Raw genomic sequence first — 23,420 nt, forward strand, 5'->3', positions numbered from 1 at the left:
CTTTTATTTAAAATACTATGATAATTTGCTTAATATATACAAGATACCTATATCTTAATACCCTTGCCTTTTCACCCGCCGATCATAGCTAGGCCATGACCGGTGGGCTCTAATCTCAGAAACCATTTTGTTGTGCTACTTTTTTGATCCAGTAACCCGATTTTTTAATAGTCTTTATCTGAGTCGCAAGGTCTACGGCTATATAACCATAGCGGTTTTTATAAGCATTGGACCAAGACCAGCAATCTATCGGTGTCCAGGCATGAAACCCAAAACAATTTGCTTTTTCACTAATTGCTTTATGCAGCCAGGAAAGATGTTCTTCATAAAAATCTATCCGATACTGATCATCAATACTGCCATCCTTTTGCACATATTTTTCTTCACCCTCGACACCCATGCCATTTTCTGAAAGATACCATGAAATATTACCATAATTATTCTTTATATTCATAGCAATATCATAGATGGCCTGAGGATATATCTCCCAACCGCGATATGGATTCATCCGGCATCCCGGCAGTTTATAGTCATCAAAATATTTATCCGGCATCCAGCCTTTAGATTCATCAAATGGAGCTTCCTTAGCCTTGGCTCGGCGTGGCTGGTAATAGTTGACTCCCAGAAAATCAACCGTATTATTACGTATTATTGTCAATTCTTCCGGTGTCGCTTCCCATAAAACACCGTCCCTTTTCAATACATTGACAAGTGTATGAGAAAATTCTCCTTTTATAGCCGGATCCAAGAATGAGCGATTAAAAAAATCTTCAACAAAATTTGCTGCTTTTACATCATTTTCCGCTTGAGAACGTGGATAAGAAGGTGTAAGATTGAGTACTACTCCTATCTTACCGCCGTTTTCAGCACATTTGGTTTTATGAAATGCACCAACAACTTTAGCCGATGCTAAGTTGAGATTATACAATACCTGGACAGCCTTTTTCCCATCAACAATCTTAGGATAGTGAAATTGGTAAAGATATTCTCCCTCGACAATCACCATTGGTTCATTAAATGTTATCCAGTGTTTTACCCTGTCACCAAATAATGCAAAACATTTTTTGGCAAATAGTACAAACAAATCTACAACCTTTTTTGATTCCCAGCCACCATATTTATCGTACAGTTCCACTGGTAAATCAAAATGGTGCAAATTTATCACCGGTATTATACCAGCTTTTAAGAATTCATTAATGACATTATTATAAAATTCAAGCCCGTCCTCATCAACTTGTGCCGTTTCAAAATCTTTTATCAACCGTGTCCATTGTATTGATGTACGAACAGAATTAAGTCCAATAGATTTCATCATCTGAATATCTTCTTTATAGCTATTAAAAAAATTAGAAGTCACATTTGGACCTACCTGATTAAAAAAAGCTTGTGGTTCTTTATCAAACCAATAATCAAAAACATTATCATGTCTTTTATAAAAACGGCCTTCCGTCTGCGGACCAGATGTTGCTGCACCCCACCAAAAATTCGCCGGAAAATTATATTTTATATTCACACCCATTCTTTTTCCTTCCTTTATTGATAAAATTTATGAAATGTTATTTTGCTGCTTGTTTACAGAATATTTACTATGTCTGATCACTCGCTATAATTTCCTCAAAGAAGGAAAAATTTATTTCAATAACACAAAATAGCCTATATGCCCTGCCTAGGGTATATTCCTTAAATATTTGTATAATATATGGTTTTAGGGCATCCCCTCAGTCAGCTGTTTTTTTACTCAGTGATTCGTACATCTTTACCATCAGCTGTCCCATGTCTCGAATTGCCAAAGCCGTCATGAAATGATCCTGAGCATGTATCAGTAATATTGATTTTTCAACTTCCCTACCATCACATTCGGCGGAAATTAAGGCTGTTTGGATATCATGTGCTGCTCCTATTTCTTTGCCGGCAGCTTCAATTTCTTTGCGGGCTGCTGCTACATCACCATTTTCTGCCAAATTATTTACCGCTTCTATTACCATTGACCTGCCCGTACCAGCGTGTAGTATCAGCTGCATGGATTGTTCTACAATTTTTTCATCCATTTTTTTAAATCTCCTATTCTTTATATTTTTATATTCATAAATACTATCAATCCGTCTTTTCCCCAAGGGAAAGCTTACGGCTTTTACTACCCCGATATCGATTTCTGTGACCCGGCGCCACGTTTCACACAATGCCGGGTTGCATCTTTATAAGATCAATACTGTTCATGTACCGGTTTTGAGAGGATTTATCTCTTTACCATCATGAGTCTGTTGTTTCTTCGTCAGCATCTTTTATCCGATTCGACGCAATAACGAACGGTGCATAAATAAATATGTCCATTATCAACCATACTATCTGCAATAATCCACCGGCTATTGATCCCGTTCCAATCGTTGCACCAAAGAACAGCGGCATTGTCCATGGCACTACATATTTAAAAATAGGAACCAATCCTGATGATATTGCCAGCCATCCTACCACTGTATTGGCCAGCGGTGCTATTATATAAGGTACTAGTAAAATTGGATTGAGAACTATCGGCAAACCAAAGGCCATCGGTTCTTGTATATTGAACAGCATTGCCGGAGCACCAAGCTTGGCTACTGCCCTCCAGCTGTCTTTTTTTGAAAATATGAATATGGCTATTACAAGTCCCATTATATGCATTAACCCAGCTTCGAAAAACCCGTTGCTGAAAATATATGATGCTGTTCCTGCCTGATTAGCAAGCTGTGCCGGCATATAGACTGTATTTTGAATAGCAGCCGTAACATTGTGCCCATGAATACCAAACCACCAAAAAAACCATACTATAAACTGGTACAATAAAGAAAATCCTAAGCCTTGTGAAAATCCCATCAATGGTGCCTGAATGATTTTATAGATAAGATCGTTTAATGGCGGGACATCATACCAAGACAAAAAGGCTGCAAAAATCGCAAAACCACCTAAAGTTATCAATACAGGTATAAGCACGGCAAAAGACTGTGCCACTGCCGGAGGTACTGTTTCCGGCATATTAATCCGTATTTTCTTATTGTTCGATAATTTCACAAATACCCATGATGCCACGGTTGACACTATTAAAGCCGAAAGTACACCCTTATTGCCAAAATAATCCAGACTGAATCCACCAACTTTGCCTATCGACTGCGGTGTTACTATCAAAAAGCAGGCAATACTGGTCAACGTTGTGGAAAACTTGTCGCCGCCCCATATTCCGCCTAAGCGGTAGGAAAATGCTGTTACCAGCAGCAAAGAAAAACAACCAAAACCTATTGTTACTACAAGATTGCACAATCCCTGCAGACTTTTTAGTTTTGCCACAAAAGCAGAAGCCAGATAAGCATCACCTGTCAAACCGGTTATCTTTCCACCCCAGTTCATGCCATCCGGTCCCATAATAGTACCGGTAGGGTCGATTACCACCCATTCAATAATGCCAAAAAATGACCCGACTATTATAAATGGTAAAACCATTGAAAAAGCATCCCGCATTGCCAATAAATACTTATTACTTGATATCTTGGCTGCTATCGGCATTAATGCCTTTTCAAATCCTGATATTACTGATCCACTCATTCTTGTTCCTCCTGTCATTTTTACAACTAATTTATTTGTCTTGTTTTTAATCTGCCTTTGTAATCTTTAGGCAAATATTATATCATCAATACAACAGCTGCCTTTATACTACAAAATTAAAGTGTCACTATCCTCCTTATCGTTGTTTTACAGATTTTACCTGCTTATTATTATAAAATTAAGCATGTCTTTTGTCAATAATGTTATATCTTTTATTTTATATGTATTTATTTTTAAGATAATATATCCGTGTCTTTACAGGTCCTCGTATTAGTTATATAATGGAATGGATAATTATTGTGCGGATATTTCCTATTTTTGAAAAAAGATCACAGATAATTAATTTTATATATATTTTTTGGAGGTGCTATTTTTTGGCAAAAGAACTGCAAAAATTGCAGATTATTCCCTTGGGTGGATTAGGCGAAATAGGCAAAAACATGACGGTGATTCGTTACGGTGATGACATTCTCCTCATTGATGCCGGTCTGATGTTCCCTGATGAAGATATGCCAGGAATTGATCTTGTAATCCCGGATATTTCCTATTTAGTTGAGAACAAAGATAAAATCAAGGCTATAGTATTAACCCATGGACACGAAGATCATATCGGGGCTTTGCCCTACATTTTACGTCAATTTGATGCTCCTGTTTACGGAGCGCGTTTGACTTTAGGAATACTGGAAGGACGGCTGCGTGAAAATAATGTCGATTCCAGTAATCTTCATCCCATATCGCACGGTGATATCATCACTGCCGGCTGTTTCAGTGTCGGATTCATCCGCGTCAATCACAGTATACCTGATGCCTGCGCTTTATCAATAAAAACACCATTGGGGATGATCGTCCACACCGGTGACTTTAAATTTGACTATACGCCTGTTGACGGCAAAATGACCGATTTCCGGGCTTTTTCTGATTTGGGGAACCGCGGTGTTTTGGTAATGATGGCCGACAGCACCAATGCAGAACGTGAGGGACATACACCAAGTGAAAAAACAGTTGGTGTTGCTTTCGATCGTACTTTCCGGGCTGCCCGTGACCGCATTATTGTTGCCACGTTTTCTTCAAACGTACTTCGTATCCAGCAGGTTATGGATTACGCATTGAAATATCATCGGCACGTCGCAATCTTGGGCCGCAGTATGATAAACGTAGTCAGCATTGCTTTAAAACTTGGTTACCTCAAAGCTCCGGAAGGTTTGATCATCGATATTGATGAAATAAAAAATCATCCGGCTAACCAAGTCGTAATAATAACGACAGGCAGTCAGGGTGAACCGATGTCGGCACTCACCCGTATGGCTATGTCGGATCATCGTAAGGTCGATATCGTACCCGGTGATACCATTATCATTTCCGCGACACCAATTCCCGGCAATGAAAAATTGGTCGGCCGGACTATTGATAATCTGCTGAAACTCGGTGCCAATGTCATTTATGGCCGGGATCAGGGTATTCATGTATCCGGTCATGCCAGTCGTGAAGAGCTAAAACTCATGCATAATCTGGTAAGGCCAAAGTTTTTTATACCGGTGCACGGTGAATATCGCCATCTCGTAAAGCATGCTCAATTGGCAAGAGAAGTCGGTATGGATAAGGATCATATATTTATCGCTGAAAATGGCAGCATCCTGGAATTCACTCGTGATAAGGGTGCCATTGTTGGCAAAGTCCAGTCAGGTAAAGTATTAATCGATGGCCTTGGCGTCGGTGATGTAGGCAACATTGTGCTGCGGGATCGTCGTCAGCTGTCACAAGACGGTATTATAATTGTCGTTATGACGATGGATAAACAAAACTTCCGTCTTGTATCTGGTCCGGATCTTGTTTCACGCGGTTTTGTGTATGTTCGTGAGTCAGAAGAACTTATGAATGCTGCCAAGGAACGAGTGACTGACACTGTTAATAAATGCATGGAAAACAAAGTGACCGAATGGTCGGCAATAAAGACCAGTGTAAGAGAATCGCTGGGACGTTTTCTTTATGAACAGACAAGACGTCGTCCGATGATACTTCCTATTATAATGGAACTTTAATTCTGCAATTTGACAAACAACAAATAAACCTCCCAATCAAATTTTTATTGATTGGGAGGTATTTAAATTGTGCCTATAAAGAATCTTAGTCCACAAAATTAAAAGCACCTGCAAAAATTCGCAAGTGCTTTTAATTTATGTGGAAAATAGAATGGGATATAGTAAATAGTGCGAAAATGCAACTATCTCACACTCAGTCTCAGGAAATTACATTCCCAAAATTCCTGTCCAATAACCTAATATACCTACTGCAAACAATCCAAAGATAATCCAGATAGGGTTAACTTTATTCTTCATGAGCTTGATGCATAAGAAGGTCAGCAGTAATGGCAGCAATCCGGGCATCAACTGGTCAAGTATCGTCTGGACAGTTGTTACAGCAACAGTACCATCTTGCTTAGTAATAGTTGATACAACCACCGGTACATTCATCGATGTCCATTTATTAACCAAGGCCCCCATTACGAACAGCCCTAAGATAGAAGCACCTTCTGTTATCTTTTGGAGCTTATTGCCGGCTACATCGGAAATAACATCTGTACCTTTTTCATAACCATATTTTATACCATACCAGCGAACCAGCAGACGAATCAAGTTAAATAAAACAAAGAATAAAATTGGGCCGAAAAGACTGCCGCCCAATGCAAACGATGCACCGAGTGATGCAGTTATAGGACGGGCAGTTCCCCAGAATATAGGATCCCCGACACCAGCCAAAGGTCCCATCATACCAACTTTCAAACCATTGATAACACCATCACTGATATCCTTACCATTGGCTCTTTGTTCTTCCATAGCTGCCACGACACCAATTATTGGAGCTGTAACAAATGGATGGGTATTGTAAAATTCCAAATGGCGTTTCAACGCCTGTTTGCGTTCATCACCAGTATATAATCTTTTGATAATAGGAATTACACCAAAGCAAAACCCCAGTGCCTGCATACGTTCCATGTTCCATGAACCTTGTGCAAAGTTAGAGCGAATAAACGTCCAAAAGAAATCACTTTTAGTTAACTTTTTTTCCATGATACTTTCCTCCCTTTCTCTCAGTCATCCAAATCGTCGTCTAAATCATCATCTTTACCACCGGCAGAACTCGCTGCTGGTGCCGCAACTGCAGTTTTGTTGTACTTAGGATTGAGCTGAATATAAACGATAGCCAGTACAAGACCGATTACACCAAAAGCTACAAGATTGAATTTAGTGAACGCTGCAATGACAAATCCAAGGAAGAAGAAAGGCATTAAATAATTTGCCTGCATCATGTTTATAACCATAGCATACCCAACTACTACGATGAATCCGCCGGCTATCGCAAACCACCGGTTATAACTGGCGGTATAGCATCGAGCAGTGTCTGAACTGCACCGGTTCCAATATACATTGCAACCAATAAAGTAGGAACAGCAACACGCAGTGCCTGGATAACCAAAGCACCTAAATGGCATAAATCAATACCGCGCAAATTGCCTTCTCTGGCAAAAGCATCGGCTCTATGCTGGAAAAACACTGTCAGGGTACGGCATAAAATAGTGAGCACCTGGCCTGCTGCTGCCAGCGGCATGGCGATTGCTATACCTGCACCAATGCTTTGATGTCCGGCAATAACCAAAATTGTTGAAATTGTTGATGCCAAAGCCGAATCCGGTGCCATTGCCGCACCTATGTTCATCCAGCCTAAGGCGATCATTTCCAATGTACCACCGATAATGATACCGGTAGTCATATCTCCTAGTATTAATCCGGTAAGTGTGCAGGCGATCAAAGGACGATGTGTTTGGAATTCATCAAGTACGCTCCCCATCCCTGCGATTGCTGAAACAATAAAAATTGCAATAAGTTGAGCACCACTGAGTACCATTGTAAATACCTCCTATATTATTATAAATAACTCCTTCAAATTTCGCAGATAAAGTTTTGCAAGAACTTATATCCTATAAACGACTTACTAGATTCTCTTGTAGCAGCTGTCAGTACAAACACTAAAAATCATACTATAATACCTGCCGCCTTATTAAGAAAAATCTTAAAACTTAATATAAAACTATTAGTGCCATTTATAAATGCGAAATTTGAATAAATATTGATACCTTTAGTAATAGGATCCACAATACATTTATTTTTTAAGAAGGCTCATCATATCAACTTTTTTGTCAGTGTCGACTTTCCTGCATTCCATTTCAATTCCCTTTTCGTGCAGTTTTTCAAATGCAGCTTCATCTTTTTCATCTACGGAAATTGCGCCGCTGACCTGACGTTTACCTTCTTTGAAGCTCATTCCACCAATGTTGATGCTTTTAATATCGACACCGGCTTCAACCATCCGCAGTACACTGGTCGGATTGGTAAATAGCAGCAGACACTTATCATCTGCATATTTAGGGTTATTATAAACACGAACCGCTTTGTCTACGCTTACTACGCTGGATTTTATACCTGGCGGGGCCACCTGCTTGAGTAAAGTTGCCCTAATATTATCAGCTGCTACATCATCATCACAGACAATAATTCTAGTGCATTTAGTAACTTTAGCCCATACGGTCGCAACCTGTCCGTGTATAAGACGGTCATCAATACGTGCTAATACAATATTCATTATAAATCGTCTCCTTCGTTTTCATCTTCTATCACTACCATACTTTTATGAAATTTCTGCACACCGTCACTGGCGGCCTGTATTGCCTTATTCATGGCGTCCATGATTGTGGCATCGGCGTCAGCATACAAACGGTAGTTGATAACTTCCACCAGCATCGGCAGATTTACTCCGGTAACTATGCCGCATTTTTCATTATCGGCTGCTACCCGGCAGGCTGCATTATAAGGACTGCCACCAAATAAATCATTCAATATAATAATTCCATTATCAATGCCGAGTTCAGAAATAGCTTTTTCGTATTTAGTGATCAGGTCATCAGGTCCCTCTCCTGGAACCAGTGTAACGGTTTTTAAATTATCTGGTTTCCCGCAAATCATTGCACAGGTATTAACTAATTCTTCAGCTAAGTGTCCATGAGTAGCTACAATAATTCCAAGCATCTTCTTCCCTCCCTCATCTTTTATTACTTTTAATATGCAAAATGCATGCCAACTTTTGTGTGTCAGTCTACTTGCCTCATTTATCAGCATTTTATAAAGGTTATTTTTATATCGACACACTATTAAATAACACACTGAAGCACATTCATAATATTTTAACACACTGTCATTGCCGTATTGACACACAAATATTTGGCAGGCAAAAAATATACAGCTTATTCTTTTGTCCACTTTTGGAATCATTAATAAATTACGCTCTTTAAAGCCCTCCTTAATAGGGAGGGTGGCATGGCGTAAGCGCCATGACGGGAGGGTTTACTTCCTAAACTTCCGCAAAATGCTGAAGTCAACAAAAATGTTATCTTGTTTTAAAGTAACCCCTCAGTCGGCTGCGCCGACAGCTCCCCTGGAAGGGAGCCTTTGAATTAGCCATTCTTAAAGCATCAGAAAGACATTCACCACATTCCGATAATCCAAGGAAAGTCTTTTGTCTGGTATCTTTATAAACATAGAAACATATATCTTACCTTTTGTCTGCCCTTAGAAGGGAGCCTTTTGGTCAGCAGCTCTCATAACATATTGACATATTGGAAAAACATTTATCACATACTCCACATTGAAACTTATTCTTTAATGTTTGACTGTTTTGATATTACTACCTATTTAGATATATAATAAATTATGCTCTTTAAAGCCCTCCTTAACAGGGAGGGTGGCATGGCGTAAGCGCCATGACGGGAGGGTTTACTTCCTAAACTTCCGCAAAATGCTGAAGTCAACAAAAATGTTATCTTGTTTTAAGGTAACCCCTCAGCCGGCTGCGCCGACAGCTCCCCTGGAAGGGAGCCTTTGAATTAGCCATTCTTAAAACATCAGAAAGACATTCACCACATTCCGATAATCCAAGGAAAGTCTTTCGTCTGGTATCTTTATAAACATAGAAACATATATCTTACCTTTTGTCTGCCCTTAGAAGGGAGCCTTTTGGTCAGCAGCTCTCATAACATATTGACATATTGGAAAAACATTTATCACATATTCCACATTGAAACTTATTCTTTAATGTTTGACTGTTTTGATATTACTACCTATTTAGATATATAATAAATTACGCTCTTTAAAGCCCTCCTTAACAGGGAGGGTGGCATGGCGTAAGCGCCATGACGGGAGGGTTTACTTCCTAAACTTCCGCAAAATGCTGAAGTCAACAAAAATGTTATCTTGTTTTAAGGTAACCCCTCAGCCGGCTGCGCCGACAGCTCCCCTGGAAGGGAGCCTTTGAATTAGCCATTCTTAAAACATCAGAAAGACATTCACCACATTCCGATAATCCAAGGAAAGTCTTTTGTCTGGTATCTTTATAAACATAGAAACATATATCTTACCTTTTGTCTGCCCTTAGAAGGGAGCCTTTTGGTCAGCAGCTCTCATAACATATTGACATATTGGAAAAACATTTATCACATACTCCACATTGAAACTTATTCTTTAATGTTTGACTGTTTTGATATTACTACCTATTTAGATATATAATAAATTACGCTCTTTAAAGCCCTCCTTAACAGGGAGGGTGGCATGGCGTAAGCGCCATGCCGGGAGGGTTTACTTCCTAAACTTCCGCAAAATGCAGTAGTCAACAAAATATTATCTTGTTTTAAGGTAACCCCTCAGCCGGCTGCGCCGACAGCTCCCCTGGAAGGGAGCCTTTTGGTCAGTCATTCTTATGGAGCAAGAAAAAACATTTATCACATATTCCACATTGAAACTTATTCTTTAATGTTTGACTGTTTTGATATTACTACCTATTTAGATATATAATAAATTACGCTCTTTAAAGCCCTCCTTAACAGGGAGGGTGGCATGGCGTAAGCGCCATGACGGGAGGGTTTACTTCCTAAACTTCCGCAAAATGCTGAAGTCAACAAAAATGTTATCTTGTTTTAAGGTAACCCCTCAGCCGGCTGCGCCGACAGCTCCCCTGGAAGGGAGCCTTTTGGTCAGTCATTCTTATGGAGCAAGAAAAAACATTTATCACATATTCCACATTGAAACTTATTCTTTAATGTTTGACTGTTTTGATATTACTACCTATTTAGATATATAATAAATTATGCTCTTTAAAGCCCTCCTTAATAGGGAGGGTGGCATGGCGTAAGCGCCATGACGGGAGGGTTTACTTCCTAAACTTCCGCAAAATGCTGAAGTCAACAAAAATGTTATCTTGTTTTAAGGTAACCCCTCAGCCGGCTGCGCCGACAGCTCCCCTGGAAGGGAGCCTTTTGGTCAGTCATTCTTATGGAGCAAGAAAAAACATTTATCACATATTCCACATTGAAACTTATTCTTTAATGTTTGACTGTTTTGATATTACTACCTATTTAGATATATAATAAATTACGCTCTTTAAAGCCCTCCTTAACAGGGAGGGTGGCATGGCGTAAGCGCCATGACGGGAGGGTTTACTTCCTAAACTTCCGCAAAATGCTGAAGTCAACAAAAATGTTATCTTGTTTTAAGGTAACCCCTCAGCCGGCTGCGCCGACAGCTCCCCTGGAAGGGAGCCTTTTGGTCAGTCATTCTTATGGAGCAAGAAAAAACATTTATCACATATTCCACATTGAAACTTATTCTTTAATGTTTGACTGTTTTGATATTACTACCTATTTAGATATATAATAAATTACGCTCTTTAAAGCCCTCCTTAACAGGGAGGGTGGCATGGCGTAAGCGCCATGACGGGAGGGTTTACTTCCTAAACTTCCTCAAAATGCTGAAGTCAACAAAAATGTTATCTTGTTTTAAGGTAACCCCTCAGCCGGCTGCGCCGACAGCTCCCCTGGAAGGGAGCCTTTGAATTAGCCATTCTTAAAACATCAGAAAGACATTCACCACATTCCGATAATCCAAGGAAAGTCTTTTGTCTGGTATCTTTATAAACATAGAAACATATATCTTACCTTTTGTCTGCCCTTCGAAGGGAGCCTTTTGGTCAGCAGCTCTCATAACATATTGACATATTGGAAAAACATTTATCACATACTCCACATTGAAACTTATTCTTTAATGTTTGACTGTTTTGATATTACTACCTATTTAGATATATAATAAATTACGCTCTTTAAAGCCCTCCTTAACAGGGAGGGTGGCATGGCGTAAGCGCCATGACGGGAGGGTTTACTTCCTAAACTTCCGCATTAAATATTGTCTTGTTTTAAGGTAACCCCTCAGCCGGCTGCGCCGACAGCTCCCCTGGAAGGGAGCCTTTGAATTAGCCATTCTTAAAGCATCAGAAAGACATTCACCACATTCCGATAATCCAAGGAAAGTCTTTTGTCTGGTATCTTTATAAACATAGAAACATATATCTTACCTTTTGTCTGCCCTTAGAAGGGAGCCTTTTGGTCAGCAGCTCTCATAACATATTGACATATTGGAAAAACATTTATCACATGCCAATATCTCGAAAATAATCTTTAAAATTAGTAATTTCCTGTAATATGCTAGAAAATATTTACCTCCGATATCTCGAAGAAAAGCTTTTGGTTAATATTCCATAAGCTTATAACAGCATCTTATCCTTCAGCCGTCCTTAGAAATGCGGGAGACTGCTTAGTGGCGGTAGTTTGCATATGCAAAACTTTTGATTCATCAGCTGTTTTTAATAGTAATTATCCTATACTTCAAGTAAATGTAATAAAAAAACAATTTATTTGATAATTTTCTTCAATATTATTGTATACTGTACTGATTTCTTGTTATACTTATGTCAATAAACAAAATATATCCATTACATAGTCCGCCTGGCAGAAAAATTCCAGCATAGAACAAAGCAGGATTTTTCTATTTGTTAACGAATTATGCCTAATTGATATTATTTTTAGGAGAATTTAAATTATATGCGTAAAAAATTATATCTATTTTCAGCACTAGCCGCATTCACCACTGTTTTCAGTATGTTACAGTCTCAGGCATCTGCTGACAGTACCGACGTGGATTTATTAAATTATCTTCAAGCTCAAAAGGATTATGATCGACTTCATATAAAAAACAAGGAGTTAACTGCTCTGCGTGCCGATATTAATAATGAAAAATTTATTCGTCCTATCGACCCTTCCAAACCTGCTCCAATAATTTTTGAGGGCAATAATATTTCATATAACAGCGTCAATGGAGATGTTTATGCTAAGGGCGATGTAAAGATAACCCATAATTATTCACGGCTCACTACCGACGAAATGTCCGGCAATGCCAACATCGGTGATGTTAATATACCCGATAAAGCTCATATGGCACAGTCGGGAGATCTGACCACCGGCGATCCTGATTTACTACTGAACGGTTATGATACTCATTATAACTACAATACAAAAAAGGGATCGATGGAAAATGCTGCCGGATCCATTAATGATAAACAAATCAAGGCCCAAAAGCTGGAATTTTATCCTGACGAAATGATTATCTATAACGGGTCAATTACTCGTTGTCCGGCAAAAGTCCCTGACTATCATATGTCTGCCGACAAGATAGAAATCTGGCCGGATGATCATATGGTTGCTTATAATGCCAAATTCTGGATAAAAAACCAAGTAGTTTACAAAAAAGATCGTTATATAACTAAAATTGGCAGGAACGCACCGGAAGACAACGCCGGTATTCCTATTCACGTATCTTATAACAGTGACGATGGTTTACATATCCGCTATGATTATGATAAAGATTTAACTGATAAAATCAATGCTTATATTAATTTCAATTACTACACCAAGTATGACCTGCGCAATGTATATGGTATAAAATGGACTCAGGACAAAGCTTCTTTCCGTACAGAATACGGTTATTACGAAGACGGTAACGATCATTGGATAAAAAAGGAACCAACCCTTATTTTTAACTATAATACCGGCATCGGGCATACACCATATTCCCTTGGTTTTTCCAGCGAATATGGTAAATGGGATGATGATATAAAATCCAGCTGGCACAGAAGTGAAACCGTCAGTCTGTCACGTGCTCCTATTTATCTTGGTTCACCTAAGGTGCGTTTATATCCTGATATTGGCTATACCTGGACTCACGAATCATATGATAACAGCAGTTCCAGAAACCTTTATTATGATGCTTCAGTTTTATATGACATAAATAGTAGAATATCTGCTTATACTGCTTATCATTACTCACGCTCCACTACACAAAACTCAGTTTTTGATTACGACTATGATGATTACTCCAAAAAAGTTACTGCCGGTATAAGTTACAAATTTGATGACAAAAACCGTGTCGTCATAGCCAACGAATTTGACGCCGGTGCCGGTATGAAAACAATGGATCGTGACTATTACTGGTATCACGACTTTCATTGCTTCGATATGGCATTGGAATATCGGGAAAAACGAAACTCATGGCATGTAAAATTCAATCTTGTTCACTGGTGATATATAATGGAAAATACTAAACAAAATTTACTGACTCTCATAAAAAAACTTCAGGGACAACCGGTTGCCGTAATCGGTGACATGGTTGCCGATATTTATCTCGAAGGCATCATCGAACGCATCTCACGGGAAGCACCGGTTCTGGTATTGCAACAGGACAACGAAAAAATGGTTGCCGGCGGTGCCGCCAATGTAGTGAACAATATTGCCACTATTGGCGGACAGGCTATCGCTGCTGGCATAATCGGAGATGACAAGGCTGCTTCGGGGCTGCGATCAATCTTAACTTCCAATAAAGCCGTCGTTGACGGATTACTAACTTCTGCGGAACGCACCACTATTACCAAAACCAGAATAATAGCTGGTGGCAGGGCTACTGTCAGTCAACAGGTAGTACGCATTGATCATGATAACCATATGCCGATGAATGACATCGACGAAAAAAAATTGTTGACTAAGCTGCAGTCTATTCTGCCACAAAGTAAAGCCGTTGTGCTCAGTGACTATGGTAGTGGCACGATAACTCCGGCCATACGTCGGCTGGTTATTGATTATTCTCAGCAGCACAATATTCCCTGTATGGTTGATTCTCGCTATCGTATCCATGATTTTAAGGGTGTTACTTATGTGAAGCAAAATGATGCCGAATTAGCTGCGGCAGTGAATATGACAATAAAAAATGACGACGATCTTTATGCTGCAGGAAAAATCCTATTAAATGAAATGCAGGCTAAGGGCATATTAGTCACTCGCGGTGAAAAGGGAATGACTTTATTTGAAGCTAATGGACAGATAAGCAATATCCCCGTATCAGATAAGAGTGAAGTATACGATGTATCCGGTGCCGGAGATACCTGCGTTGCCGCCTTTATATTATCCATGGCTGCTGGCAGTGACACTATAGCAGCCGCACAGCTTTCCAACTACGCAGCCGGTATAGCCGTACGAAAAATGGGAACTGCTACAGTGTCAATGCAAGAATTAATCCGAACACTGGGAAAGTGATATTATGATTATACAAAATACTGACATTGCTGCTTTATGTGATATATTGCGTCATTCCGGCAAAAAAATTGTTCTTACCAACGGTTGTTTTGACTTGCTGCACGCCGGGCATGTCACATATCTGAAAAAAGCTGCTTCTTTTGGTGACTGCCTGATCGTTGGGCTCAACAGTGATGCTTCCGTAAAACGCTGGAAAGATGAAAAACGCCCGATTGTCGATGAAAACAACCGTGCCATTGTGCTTGATGCATTAGACTGCGTTGACTATGTTGTATTGTTCGATGAAACCAGTGCTGAAGCATTGGTAGAAAAAATAAAACCGGCGGTCTATGTAAAAGGCGGCGACTACACAATTGACACACTGCCTGAAGCTAGTGCTCTGCGCCGATGTGGCGGTCATGCACAATTTGTGGACATGATTGCCGGTTGTTCCACCACCGGTATCATCAATAAAATAAAAGAAATATATATGATAAAATGAAAAATATACTAATTATCAAACTAAGTGCTATTGGTGATGTGATCCATGCATTACCCGTGGCCGCAGCTATAAAAAAGACTTGGCCTGATTGTCATCTGACATGGGTAGTCTCTCCGATAGCCGCTGATATTGTCAGAAATAGCCCGGCCATTGATAACATAATTATTTTTGACAGAAAAAAACTAAACTCATTAAGCAGTTTTATAAAATATATCCGCCCATTTTCTCATCAGCTCAATGTACGCCATTATGACGTCAGCATCGATTTGCAGGGATTGTTAAAATCAGCTTTAGTGGCTTTTTTAGCACATGCCGATAAAAAAATCGGTTATGCGGATATGCGCGAGGGCAGCTTTCTCATAAGCAGTCCAGTCAAGGGGTCCCATCAGCGTGGCCATATTATTGACCGATATCTTGACACAGCGGCGGCACTCGGCTGTGCTGTCGAAGATGTTGTTTTCCCTCTCGGTATAACACTATCTGAAAAGAATAAAGCGCTGTCACTATTGTCCGAAAATGGTTTGACTGTTGAAAGTCGTTATATCGTCTTTATAATAGGTGCCAACTGGCCCAACAAACGCTGGCCGACAGCATATTTTTCCCAGCTGGCCGAATGGTGCGAGAATCATCGTCTGACACCTATCTTAGCGGGTGCCGGTGAAACCGACAAAGTGTCAGCCGTGCAAATAAAAAGTTCTGCCTCCGATATCGATATCATCAATATGGTTGGCAAAACTTCATTAAAAGAATTGGCATATATACTGCAAAATGCCGTGGCCGCTGTCGGTGGTGATACCGGCAGTATGCATATGGCGGCAGCACTCAACTGTCCCGCTGTGATGGTGATGGGTCCAACAGACGCCAATCGCAATGGTCCTTACCGGCAGCCAGAAAATGCGATTGAAGTCGGTTATCCATGCCGACATTGCTGGAAACGTAAGTGTCGATTTCAGCGTGATTGTCTGGCTGCTATCAAACCGTCCCAGGTAATTACTAAATTAGAAAATATATTGGAAGGTGGCTGTCATAGCACTATATTATGTCCTGAAAGCACTAAGTAAATTTTTTTGTCTGCTGCCGGAAAAAGCAACTTATATTATCGGTGATGCCATCGGCAGTTTCACTTGGCTGTTAGTGCCGCAAAAAAGGAAAAAAATGGCTCTGAACAACGCCCGGCATGGTCTCAATATAACCGATGCCGAAGCTTTGACTATTGTAAAAAAAAGCTGGACAAGATTTGGCCCAATGATCATTGAAGTGATGCGTTTTCCTATCATGTGCAACAACATGAATAAATACATTCATATTGTCGGCAGGGAAAATCTCGATGCAGCAGTGAAATTAGGCCGCGGCGGAGTTATCGCGGCGGCCCACAGTGATAACTGGGAGCTGCTTGGCGGTGTATTGGCACAAAATGGCTATAAACTGGTTGGTGTTGCACAAGAACAATCAAATCGCGGCGCCGACCGTTTCATAAATGAATACCGCGCCATGATCGGTATGTATGTAATGTATAAATACGATGTCCGCAGTATGTTCAAAATGATTGCTGACGGTTGGTTAATCGGTCTTATCATGGATCAGGATGCCGCTGAAGACGGCATCGTCATGCCTTTTCTTGGCCGGGATGCTTCCTGTGCCCACGGTGCCGCCACTATTGCCCGGCGCAACAATGCACCGATAATTCCTATCTTCATAACCAAGGGACCGGGACGAACCCATAACATCATTATCGATAAAGCTGTTTTTGTAGGAAAAACCCGTGATAAACATGGTGACATCCGCAAGGCTACTGCTATATTGACAAAGAAAATCGAAGAACACATAAAAAAGTACCCCAGTGAATGGTTTTGGCTGCATGATCGCTGGAAGTCAGTTGAACGCCATCGGGCGACTAAAACATATACCTAGGAAGGCGCTAATATGCAAAATACCAACTTTCCCATAGATTTTACAGTATGCTGGGTTGACGGCAATGATCCGGCCTGGCAAAAACAAAAAGACCTTTATGACCCAGACAGTAACGGTGACAAACGCGTCAGTCGTTACCGTGATTGGGATAATCTGCAGTATTGGTTTCGTGGTGTGGAAAAATTTGCACCGTGGGTCAACAAAGTTCATTTTATTACCTGGGGGCATCTGCCCGCTTGGCTTAATACCGACAATCCTAAACTGAATATTGTCCGTCATGAAGATTATCTATTACCACAGTATATGCCAACATTCAATTCCAGTCCGCTGGAATTGAATTTACATCGCATCAAGGGACTTGCCGACCATTTTGTCTCTTTTAATGATGATATGTTCATCATAAAACCGGTAAGCCGTGATTTATTTTTTCAAAATACTCTGCCCACTGACTTTTGTATCGTCACTGCCATAAGCTCACCTGTAAAAAATGACATAATGCCTTTCATAAAGTTTAATAGCATGGCCATACTGAATGCCAATTTTGACAAAAAGGAACAGGTCCATAAGCATTTTGACAAATGGGTATCGTTGAAATATGGCTGGAATGCCTTACGCAATCTGATTTTTTCCGGTGAACATCATTTCCGCGGTTTCTCTAATAACCATTTACCATATTCTTTTCTAAAAAGTACTTATGATGACATCTGGGCAAAAGAAAATGACGTGCTTGACGAAAGCAGCTGCCACAAATTTCGCAATCGCGGTGATGTCGACCAATGGCTCATCCGCTATTGGCAGCTTGTTAAAGGTGATTTTGAACCAATTGGCCGCCATACCAAAGGACGCGTCTTCGAGATTTATGGCAACGTTGCTGATAATGCCGGGCTTTATGAAACTATCAAGGCTCAAAACATGCCAATGATCTGCATAAACGATAATGACAATATTGATTTTAGCAGTATAAAGCAATGTATAATTGATTCCTTTGAAAAAATATTACCAGAAAAATCAAGTTTTGAAAAATAATTTATATGATGAATAATTACAGTAAAATGAATATAAATATAATGCTTCTTGTCCCTCGCATGAATATCGGCGGCGCTGAAAGCCATGTAGCAATGCTGGCTCCACTTCTGCAAAAAAACGGTTATAATGTCATTGTTGTCTCTGGTGGCGGTCAGCTTGCCGATAAACTAGCGGCAAATGGCATTACTCAGATATTCTTGCCATTGCGCTTGAATACTGGTTTAGCTGCCTATTTTCTGCGCCGTATAATCAAAAAATATCATATTGATATAATTCACGCCCATTCTGCTGCTGCCGGAATTACTGCCATGAAATGTAAGTTGAATTATCATTTAAATTTACCGGTAATTTATACAGCACATGGGGCATTTGGCAATTTGCAGGAAAAAATTTTACTGGACTGTGATAAAATAATTGCCGTCAGCCAATGTGTCCGTCAGGTTGCCCTTGATAATGGTGCTGCCGCTAAAAAAGTACAGCTTATTTATAATGGTATTGATACTGAAAGATTTCGTCCTCATGATAATAGAAATGAGCTGAGAAAATATTATGCCATTCCTGATGATGCCTTTTGCATGGCTATCATCGCCCGTATAAAAAATCTGCGCAATAAGGGACATCAGCATATGCTTGATTTGCTGACAAACTATCAGACGGCAGCGAACTGGCACTTATTGATTATCGGCACCGGTAATGCAAAATGGCATTTGCGCTATCAAATATGGCGGCATGGCTTGAGCCGGCGTGTCCACTTTATCGGACATAAACCAGATGTGGAAAATTACTTGTCAGCAGCTGATGCTGTTGTTTTACCATCACGTTTTGAAACATTTGGGTTGGTACTGGCAGAAGGAATGTCCATGCAAAAACCAGCGGCAGCTTATGATGTTGGCGGTATCAATGAGGTAATAACCAACAATATCACAGGCTTTACCGTTCCTTATGGTGATGATAAACTATTATGTCAAAAACTCAGTCAATTATCAGCAGATAAATCTCTGTGCGCACAAATGGGACAGGCAGCACGACAAGACATTATTACTCGCTTTTCTCCGACAAAAATGCTTACAGAAATTTCGTCGTTATATAAACAATGTCTGTCACAATATAATATGTAAATAATATATCTATCCTCGAAATGGCGGGAACCGCTTTAGTAATGGCGAGTTACATTATATATAGCAAACGCTCTTAGTCTCTAAGAATTTTGCAAACTGCATATCCTAAGCCCTCCTTAACAGGGAGGGTGGCATGGCGTAAGCCATGACGGGAGGGTTTACTTCCTAAGCTTCCGCATCAAATATTGTCTTGTTTTAAGGTAACCCCTCAGTCGGCTGCGCCGACAGCTCCCCTAGAAGGGAGCCTTTTGGTTAGCAACTCTCATAACATATTGACATATTGGAAAAACATTCACCATATGCCAATATCTTGAAGGAAACCTTTCAATTAATAATTTTATAGATTCTGCCCATAAACATCTGATGATTAAATAAATCACGGAGAACATTCTTATGAGTTTACCATATAACCGTAAAAATAAATCAATATCAAAATTTTTGCGTAAAACAATGACTAAAGAAGAACGCCATCTTTGGTACGATTTTCTTCGTAATTATCCAATAAAATTTTATCGTCAACGCAGAATTGAAAACTATATTGTCGATTTTTATTGTAATTATGCCAAACTGGTAATTGAAGTTGATGGTGGACAACATTATAGTGAAACCGGACATATAAATGATAATAAACGGACATTATTATTACAAAAATACGGGTTACATGTCATGCGATTTTCTAACACAGATGTGATTAAACATTTCACTGAAGTATGTTATACAATAGATGCATATATTAAACATAGCCACAACAAAAATTCTTAGTCTCTAAGAATTTTGTGAACTGCATATCCTAAGCCCTCCTTAACAGGAAGGGTGGCATGGCGTAAGCCATGACGGGAGGGTTTACTTCCTAAACTTCCGCATCAAAATATTGCCTTGTTTTAAGGTAACCCCTCAGTCGGCTGCGCCGACAGCTCCCCTGGATGGGAGCCTTTTGGTTAGTGGATCTCCTGTAACATGTTAAAAACTATTCACATATGCCAATATATCGAAGACAGCCGTTAGTGATTTCTCATAATATGTTAGAAAATGGGTTGCATCTTATCAGCAAAATCTTTTAATCTCTAAGAATTTTGTGAACTGCATATCCTAAGCCCTCCTTAACAGGGAGGGTGGCATGGCGTAAGCCATGATGGGAGGGTTTACTTCCTAAACTTCCGCATCAAAATATTGCCTTGTTTTAAGGTAACCCCTCAGTCGGCTGCGCCGACAGCTCCCCTGGAAGGGAGCCTTTGAATTAATCATTCTTAAAACGTCGGAAAAATATTCACCACATTCCGATACCCAAGGAAAGTCTTTTGTCTGGTATCTTTATAATATGCCGACATGACACTCATCACACTTCAATATCTCAAAAGGAACCTTCGGGACAGTGATTTCTTATAAAACCCAGACACCAAGATTCAGGGAAAGATTGATTCAAATCAATCTTTCCTTATATAATTTACTATGTCTTCGGCAGTCTGCGGGAAATATACTCCAGACTTTTCCATTATTGTCTTATAAACCGGTAATATTGGACTATGTCCAAAATCTGCCAAGCTAATGGATTTGAATGGTCGCCCGGCAAATTTATCAGGATACATCAATGCTGTCGACTGATAACTTGCTACAGCCATTAATTTTTTCTCTCTGACAAACAATAATTCCGCCGGTTCAATATCATCATACAGACGCATCTGCGGAAAATGCTGCCGATAAAAATCAATTTTATAACTGCTGTCATTGGGATGCGGCTTATACAGTAAGACTGTTCCATCACTAAACGGTTCAATTAATTTTTTTAGACAAGTCATTTCTTGTTCAATTGTATACCATTTTTTTTCAACCAAAGGCTGACTTAAAAACAGGATACTGCGCTCAGTAAAAGTTTCCTGTAAAAGGTCATGCTGCGTCAAATCAGTTATTGCCAATTTGATCATATTGTTATCTATCTTTATTGTTCGTGGTGAATATCGCTGCAAAAGTTCCGGTGCATACATATAATCAGCTATACCGGCACGACTGTCACCGGCAGTAGAAGTATTTATATACATATCACTTTTTATCCCTGCTGACCGTTTCAACAACCACAATTTTAGTTTATGGAACAACTCATGTGTTTTTGGCCTGCGGCGATCTTCATTGTAATAAGAAAACAAACCATCTTCATAACGATAATACTCCGTCTTTCCCAATACAGCTGCCAACAACTGATTCTGCGGATCGATATCACTGCCCATGAATACATTATTGATGCCCAGTTTACCAATGTTGTTTTTCACAGACTGTGCCTGTTCATGATAGCTTTTAGTTTTATTTTTGTGCGACAACCAATTGATGAGCGGAAAAACAGCTTTATAGCCGCATTTTGTTGTTGCCATATATTCCATAAGATGGCTCTGCGTCCACTTTTCATAACTATGCGGATGTATAAGTGCTAAATAATTGTCATCACTCCGAAAAGTGCTTTTACTCAAAATAAAACATGTCAATAAATGAAACGGTGTGTTAATAATAAATAAATTTTTCATGCTTCACCTCTAATTTTATTTTATCGTAAAGTCTGGTAAAGTACAACTGCAGCCGATTGACTGTATATTACTTCTTATTACAGTGATCCTGCTCTTTGAATCGAATAAAATTACATCAGCATAAAATTTTTTTGAAAATAAAAATGCACAATATTGTATATTTCATCGGTTGAAAAACTCTCCGACAATGCTGTCTTAAAAATTATTTCTATATTGCATTGACTTTATACAAATAACTGGTATCATAATGCTGGCTGACTATAAAAGAAAAGGAAAATTATCATGAATTTTTTTACCGATATGATCAAGGCAAAAAAAAATATTGCCAATAAAATTGATTTGTCAGACAGTATGAATATCGCTTTTGGCATTGATGCCCATTTTGCTTTGGGTATGGGTGTGTTGATGTCCTCAATAATAAAAAATAATCCATCGGCAACGATAGCCTTTCATGTTTTTACTGATAAATTGATAAGTGATGATATTAGTCATCTGGCTGCACTTGGTCGAGCACATAAAAATATTGCTATATATATTTATTATATTAATAATAATAAATTTACTGCATTTCCCACTCTTTTTACATGGTCCAAGGCTATTTATTATCGTTTTATAATTTGCCGTGAACTTTCAACTGTGTCCAAAAGATGTCTATATCTCGATTCAGATATATTATGTTTAAATTCATTAGAAAACTTGTTTAAAGCAGATTTTAAAAATGCCATAGCATTAGTTGTTCCCGATCATGATGGAATGACGGAATATGCCAGAAGAAATTTTAATTTTAACGGTGAAAAATACTTTAATTCCGGTGTTATGCTGATTGACATCAGACGATGGAATGAAGCAAATATTTCCGAACAAGCCGTAACACTTTTACAAAATAAAAATAATTTTAAATTTTATGATCAGGATGTTCTTAATATTCTTTTATGTCAAAAAATACTATTTTTACCACATTGCTATAATACTATACGTTCTTTAAATGATACTATTGACAAACTTGACCCTACTATAATATTTCTTCATTATACAGGCAGTGCCAAACCATGGCAGCGCTGGGGACAGTTCCATCAATTGACATCATTGTGGCATAAATATCAAAAATCCTCTCCCTGGGCCAATGTCCCTGTTCAAGAAGCCAGAACGTATAAACAGGCCAAATTCATGGCCCGTGCAATGAAACGAACCGGGAATTACATTGGCTGGCTGCAATGGGGTACCTTATATATCATATGGAGAATCCGGGATAAAACAATAAAAGCTGTGCAGGAGTGACT

17 protein-coding genes and 1 pseudogene are annotated in these 23,420 nt (G+C 39.3%); 10 read left to right on the top strand and 8 right to left on the bottom strand.

The genetic code is table 11. The annotated features are described in order from the left end of the window. Positions 1-115: 115 nt before the first annotated feature. From F8M42_RS09460 to F8M42_RS09470, 3 genes are all read right to left on the bottom strand, one after another. Positions 116-1,519, bottom strand: a complete 1,404-nt coding sequence (locus F8M42_RS09460) for a glycoside hydrolase family 1 protein (RefSeq protein WP_182186250.1) — start codon at positions 1,517-1,519, stop codon at positions 116-118. Between the two features lie 199 nt (positions 1,520-1,718). After that, entirely contained in the window at positions 1,719-2,048 is a 330-nt protein-coding gene (locus F8M42_RS09465) for a PTS lactose/cellobiose transporter subunit IIA (protein ID WP_182186252.1), read from the bottom strand. 202 nt (positions 2,049-2,250) lie between these two features. Beyond that, positions 2,251-3,573 carry a PTS sugar transporter subunit IIC gene (locus F8M42_RS09470; RefSeq protein WP_182186254.1) on the bottom strand — a complete coding sequence of 441 codons (1,323 nt, stop codon included), beginning with the start codon at positions 3,571-3,573 and terminating at the stop codon, positions 2,251-2,253. 374 nt (positions 3,574-3,947) lie between these two features. On the opposite strand from F8M42_RS09470, the gene F8M42_RS09475 reads away from it, so the two are divergent. Continuing rightward, entirely contained in the window at positions 3,948-5,612 is a 1,665-nt protein-coding gene (locus tag F8M42_RS09475; RefSeq protein ID WP_268233944.1) for a ribonuclease J, read from the top strand. 207 nt (positions 5,613-5,819) lie between these two features. Here the strand turns inward: F8M42_RS09475 and manZ are convergent, their stop codons facing one another. The 4 genes and pseudogenes from manZ to F8M42_RS09495 all read right to left on the bottom strand — a co-directional run bounded on the left by manZ (position 5,820) and on the right by F8M42_RS09495 (position 8,654). Continuing rightward, the gene (gene manZ / locus F8M42_RS09480; protein WP_196590382.1) at positions 5,820-6,641 is read right to left on the bottom strand and encodes a PTS mannose transporter subunit IID; all 822 of its coding nucleotides are present in this window, start codon (positions 6,639-6,641) and stop codon (positions 5,820-5,822) included. 20 nt (positions 6,642-6,661) lie between these two features. After that, positions 6,662-7,476, bottom strand: a pseudogene (locus F8M42_RS09485) (PTS mannose/fructose/sorbose transporter subunit IIC). 255 nt (positions 7,477-7,731) lie between these two features. Continuing rightward, positions 7,732-8,211 carry a mannose/fructose/sorbose PTS transporter subunit IIB gene (locus F8M42_RS09490; protein WP_182186257.1) on the bottom strand — a complete coding sequence of 160 codons (480 nt, stop codon included), beginning with the start codon at positions 8,209-8,211 and terminating at the stop codon, positions 7,732-7,734. Continuing rightward, positions 8,211-8,654 carry a PTS sugar transporter subunit IIA gene (locus F8M42_RS09495; RefSeq protein WP_182186259.1) on the bottom strand — a complete coding sequence of 148 codons (444 nt, stop codon included), beginning with the start codon at positions 8,652-8,654 and terminating at the stop codon, positions 8,211-8,213. Before F8M42_RS09495 ends, F8M42_RS09490 begins: the two co-directional genes overlap by 1 nt. Before the next feature lie 3,896 nt (positions 8,655-12,550). On the opposite strand from F8M42_RS09495, the gene F8M42_RS09500 reads away from it, so the two are divergent. The 8 genes from F8M42_RS09500 (at position 12,551) to F8M42_RS09535 (ending at position 20,389) form a co-directional block, all read left to right on the top strand. Then, a complete protein-coding gene (locus F8M42_RS09500) occupies positions 12,551-14,086 on the top strand; it encodes an LPS-assembly protein LptD (RefSeq protein ID WP_182186261.1) in 1,536 nt (511 codons plus the stop codon). Positions 14,087-14,092: 6 nt separating this feature from the next. Further along, entirely contained in the window at positions 14,093-15,091 is a 999-nt protein-coding gene (locus tag F8M42_RS09505; RefSeq protein WP_182186262.1) for a bifunctional heptose 7-phosphate kinase/heptose 1-phosphate adenyltransferase, read from the top strand. A 4-nt stretch (positions 15,092-15,095) separates the two neighbouring features. Continuing rightward, complete coding sequence (gene rfaE2 / locus F8M42_RS09510; RefSeq protein WP_182186264.1) at positions 15,096-15,572, top strand: D-glycero-beta-D-manno-heptose 1-phosphate adenylyltransferase; 477 nt, start codon at positions 15,096-15,098, stop codon at positions 15,570-15,572. Then, on the top strand, positions 15,569-16,633 hold the full coding sequence (gene waaC, locus F8M42_RS09515) for a lipopolysaccharide heptosyltransferase I (RefSeq protein ID WP_182186266.1): 1,065 nt from the start codon (positions 15,569-15,571) through the stop codon (positions 16,631-16,633). The genes rfaE2 and waaC overlap by 4 nt, the downstream gene beginning before the upstream one ends. After that, a complete protein-coding gene (locus F8M42_RS09520) occupies positions 16,590-17,483 on the top strand; it encodes a lysophospholipid acyltransferase family protein (RefSeq protein ID WP_229711324.1) in 894 nt (297 codons plus the stop codon). Before waaC ends, F8M42_RS09520 begins: the two co-directional genes overlap by 44 nt. A 12-nt stretch (positions 17,484-17,495) precedes the next feature. Beyond that, entirely contained in the window at positions 17,496-18,509 is a 1,014-nt protein-coding gene (locus F8M42_RS09525; protein ID WP_182186267.1) for a Stealth CR1 domain-containing protein, read from the top strand. 26 nt (positions 18,510-18,535) lie between these two features. Then, positions 18,536-19,627: a glycosyltransferase family 4 protein gene (locus F8M42_RS09530; RefSeq protein ID WP_182186269.1), complete on the top strand. Its 1,092-nt coding sequence runs from the start codon at positions 18,536-18,538 to the stop codon at positions 19,625-19,627. 393 nt (positions 19,628-20,020) lie between these two features. Continuing rightward, positions 20,021-20,389, top strand: a complete 369-nt coding sequence (locus tag F8M42_RS09535; protein ID WP_182186270.1) for an endonuclease domain-containing protein — start codon at positions 20,021-20,023, stop codon at positions 20,387-20,389. A gap of 662 nt (positions 20,390-21,051) precedes the next feature. Here the strand turns inward: F8M42_RS09535 and F8M42_RS09540 are convergent. Beyond that, complete coding sequence (locus F8M42_RS09540) at positions 21,052-22,140, bottom strand: polysialyltransferase family glycosyltransferase (RefSeq protein ID WP_182186272.1); 1,089 nt, start codon at positions 22,138-22,140, stop codon at positions 21,052-21,054. A gap of 282 nt (positions 22,141-22,422) precedes the next feature. On the opposite strand from F8M42_RS09540, the gene F8M42_RS09545 reads away from it, so the two are divergent. Continuing rightward, positions 22,423-23,418, top strand: coding sequence for a glycosyltransferase family 8 protein (locus tag F8M42_RS09545; RefSeq protein WP_182186274.1), 996 nt, complete (start codon positions 22,423-22,425; stop codon positions 23,416-23,418). The last annotated feature ends 2 nt before the right edge of the window (positions 23,419-23,420 follow it).

The organism is Pectinatus frisingensis, assembly GCF_014076555.1.
Taxonomy (GTDB): domain Bacteria; phylum Bacillota; class Negativicutes; order Selenomonadales; family Selenomonadaceae; genus Pectinatus; species Pectinatus frisingensis.

What these genes read in the sequence shown, in the direction of transcription:
- F8M42_RS09460 (WP_182186250.1), bottom strand. Translation starts at nt 1,519, where the DNA reads ATGGGTGTGAATATAAAATATAATTTTCCGGCGAATTTTTGGTGGGGT.
- F8M42_RS09465 (WP_182186252.1), bottom strand. Translation starts at nt 2,048, where the DNA reads ATGGATGAAAAAATTGTAGAACAATCCATGCAGCTGATACTACACGCT.
- F8M42_RS09470 (WP_182186254.1), bottom strand. Translation starts at nt 3,573, where the DNA reads ATGAGTGGATCAGTAATATCAGGATTTGAAAAGGCATTAATGCCGATA.
- manZ (WP_196590382.1), bottom strand. Translation starts at nt 6,641, where the DNA reads ATGGAAAAAAAGTTAACTAAAAGTGATTTCTTTTGGACGTTTATTCGC.
- F8M42_RS09490 (WP_182186257.1), bottom strand. Translation starts at nt 8,211, where the DNA reads ATGAATATTGTATTAGCACGTATTGATGACCGTCTTATACACGGACAG.
- F8M42_RS09495 (WP_182186259.1), bottom strand. Translation starts at nt 8,654, where the DNA reads ATGCTTGGAATTATTGTAGCTACTCATGGACACTTAGCTGAAGAATTA.
- F8M42_RS09500 (WP_182186261.1), top strand. Translation starts at nt 12,551, where the DNA reads ATGCGTAAAAAATTATATCTATTTTCAGCACTAGCCGCATTCACCACT.
- F8M42_RS09505 (WP_182186262.1), top strand. Translation starts at nt 14,093, where the DNA reads ATGGAAAATACTAAACAAAATTTACTGACTCTCATAAAAAAACTTCAG.
- rfaE2 (WP_182186264.1), top strand. Translation starts at nt 15,096, where the DNA reads ATGATTATACAAAATACTGACATTGCTGCTTTATGTGATATATTGCGT.
- waaC (WP_182186266.1), top strand. Translation starts at nt 15,569, where the DNA reads ATGAAAAATATACTAATTATCAAACTAAGTGCTATTGGTGATGTGATC.
- F8M42_RS09525 (WP_182186267.1), top strand. Translation starts at nt 17,496, where the DNA reads ATGCAAAATACCAACTTTCCCATAGATTTTACAGTATGCTGGGTTGAC.
- F8M42_RS09530 (WP_182186269.1), top strand. Translation starts at nt 18,536, where the DNA reads ATGAATATAAATATAATGCTTCTTGTCCCTCGCATGAATATCGGCGGC.
- F8M42_RS09535 (WP_182186270.1), top strand. Translation starts at nt 20,021, where the DNA reads ATGAGTTTACCATATAACCGTAAAAATAAATCAATATCAAAATTTTTG.
- F8M42_RS09540 (WP_182186272.1), bottom strand. Translation starts at nt 22,140, where the DNA reads ATGAAAAATTTATTTATTATTAACACACCGTTTCATTTATTGACATGT.
- F8M42_RS09545 (WP_182186274.1), top strand. Translation starts at nt 22,423, where the DNA reads ATGAATTTTTTTACCGATATGATCAAGGCAAAAAAAAATATTGCCAAT.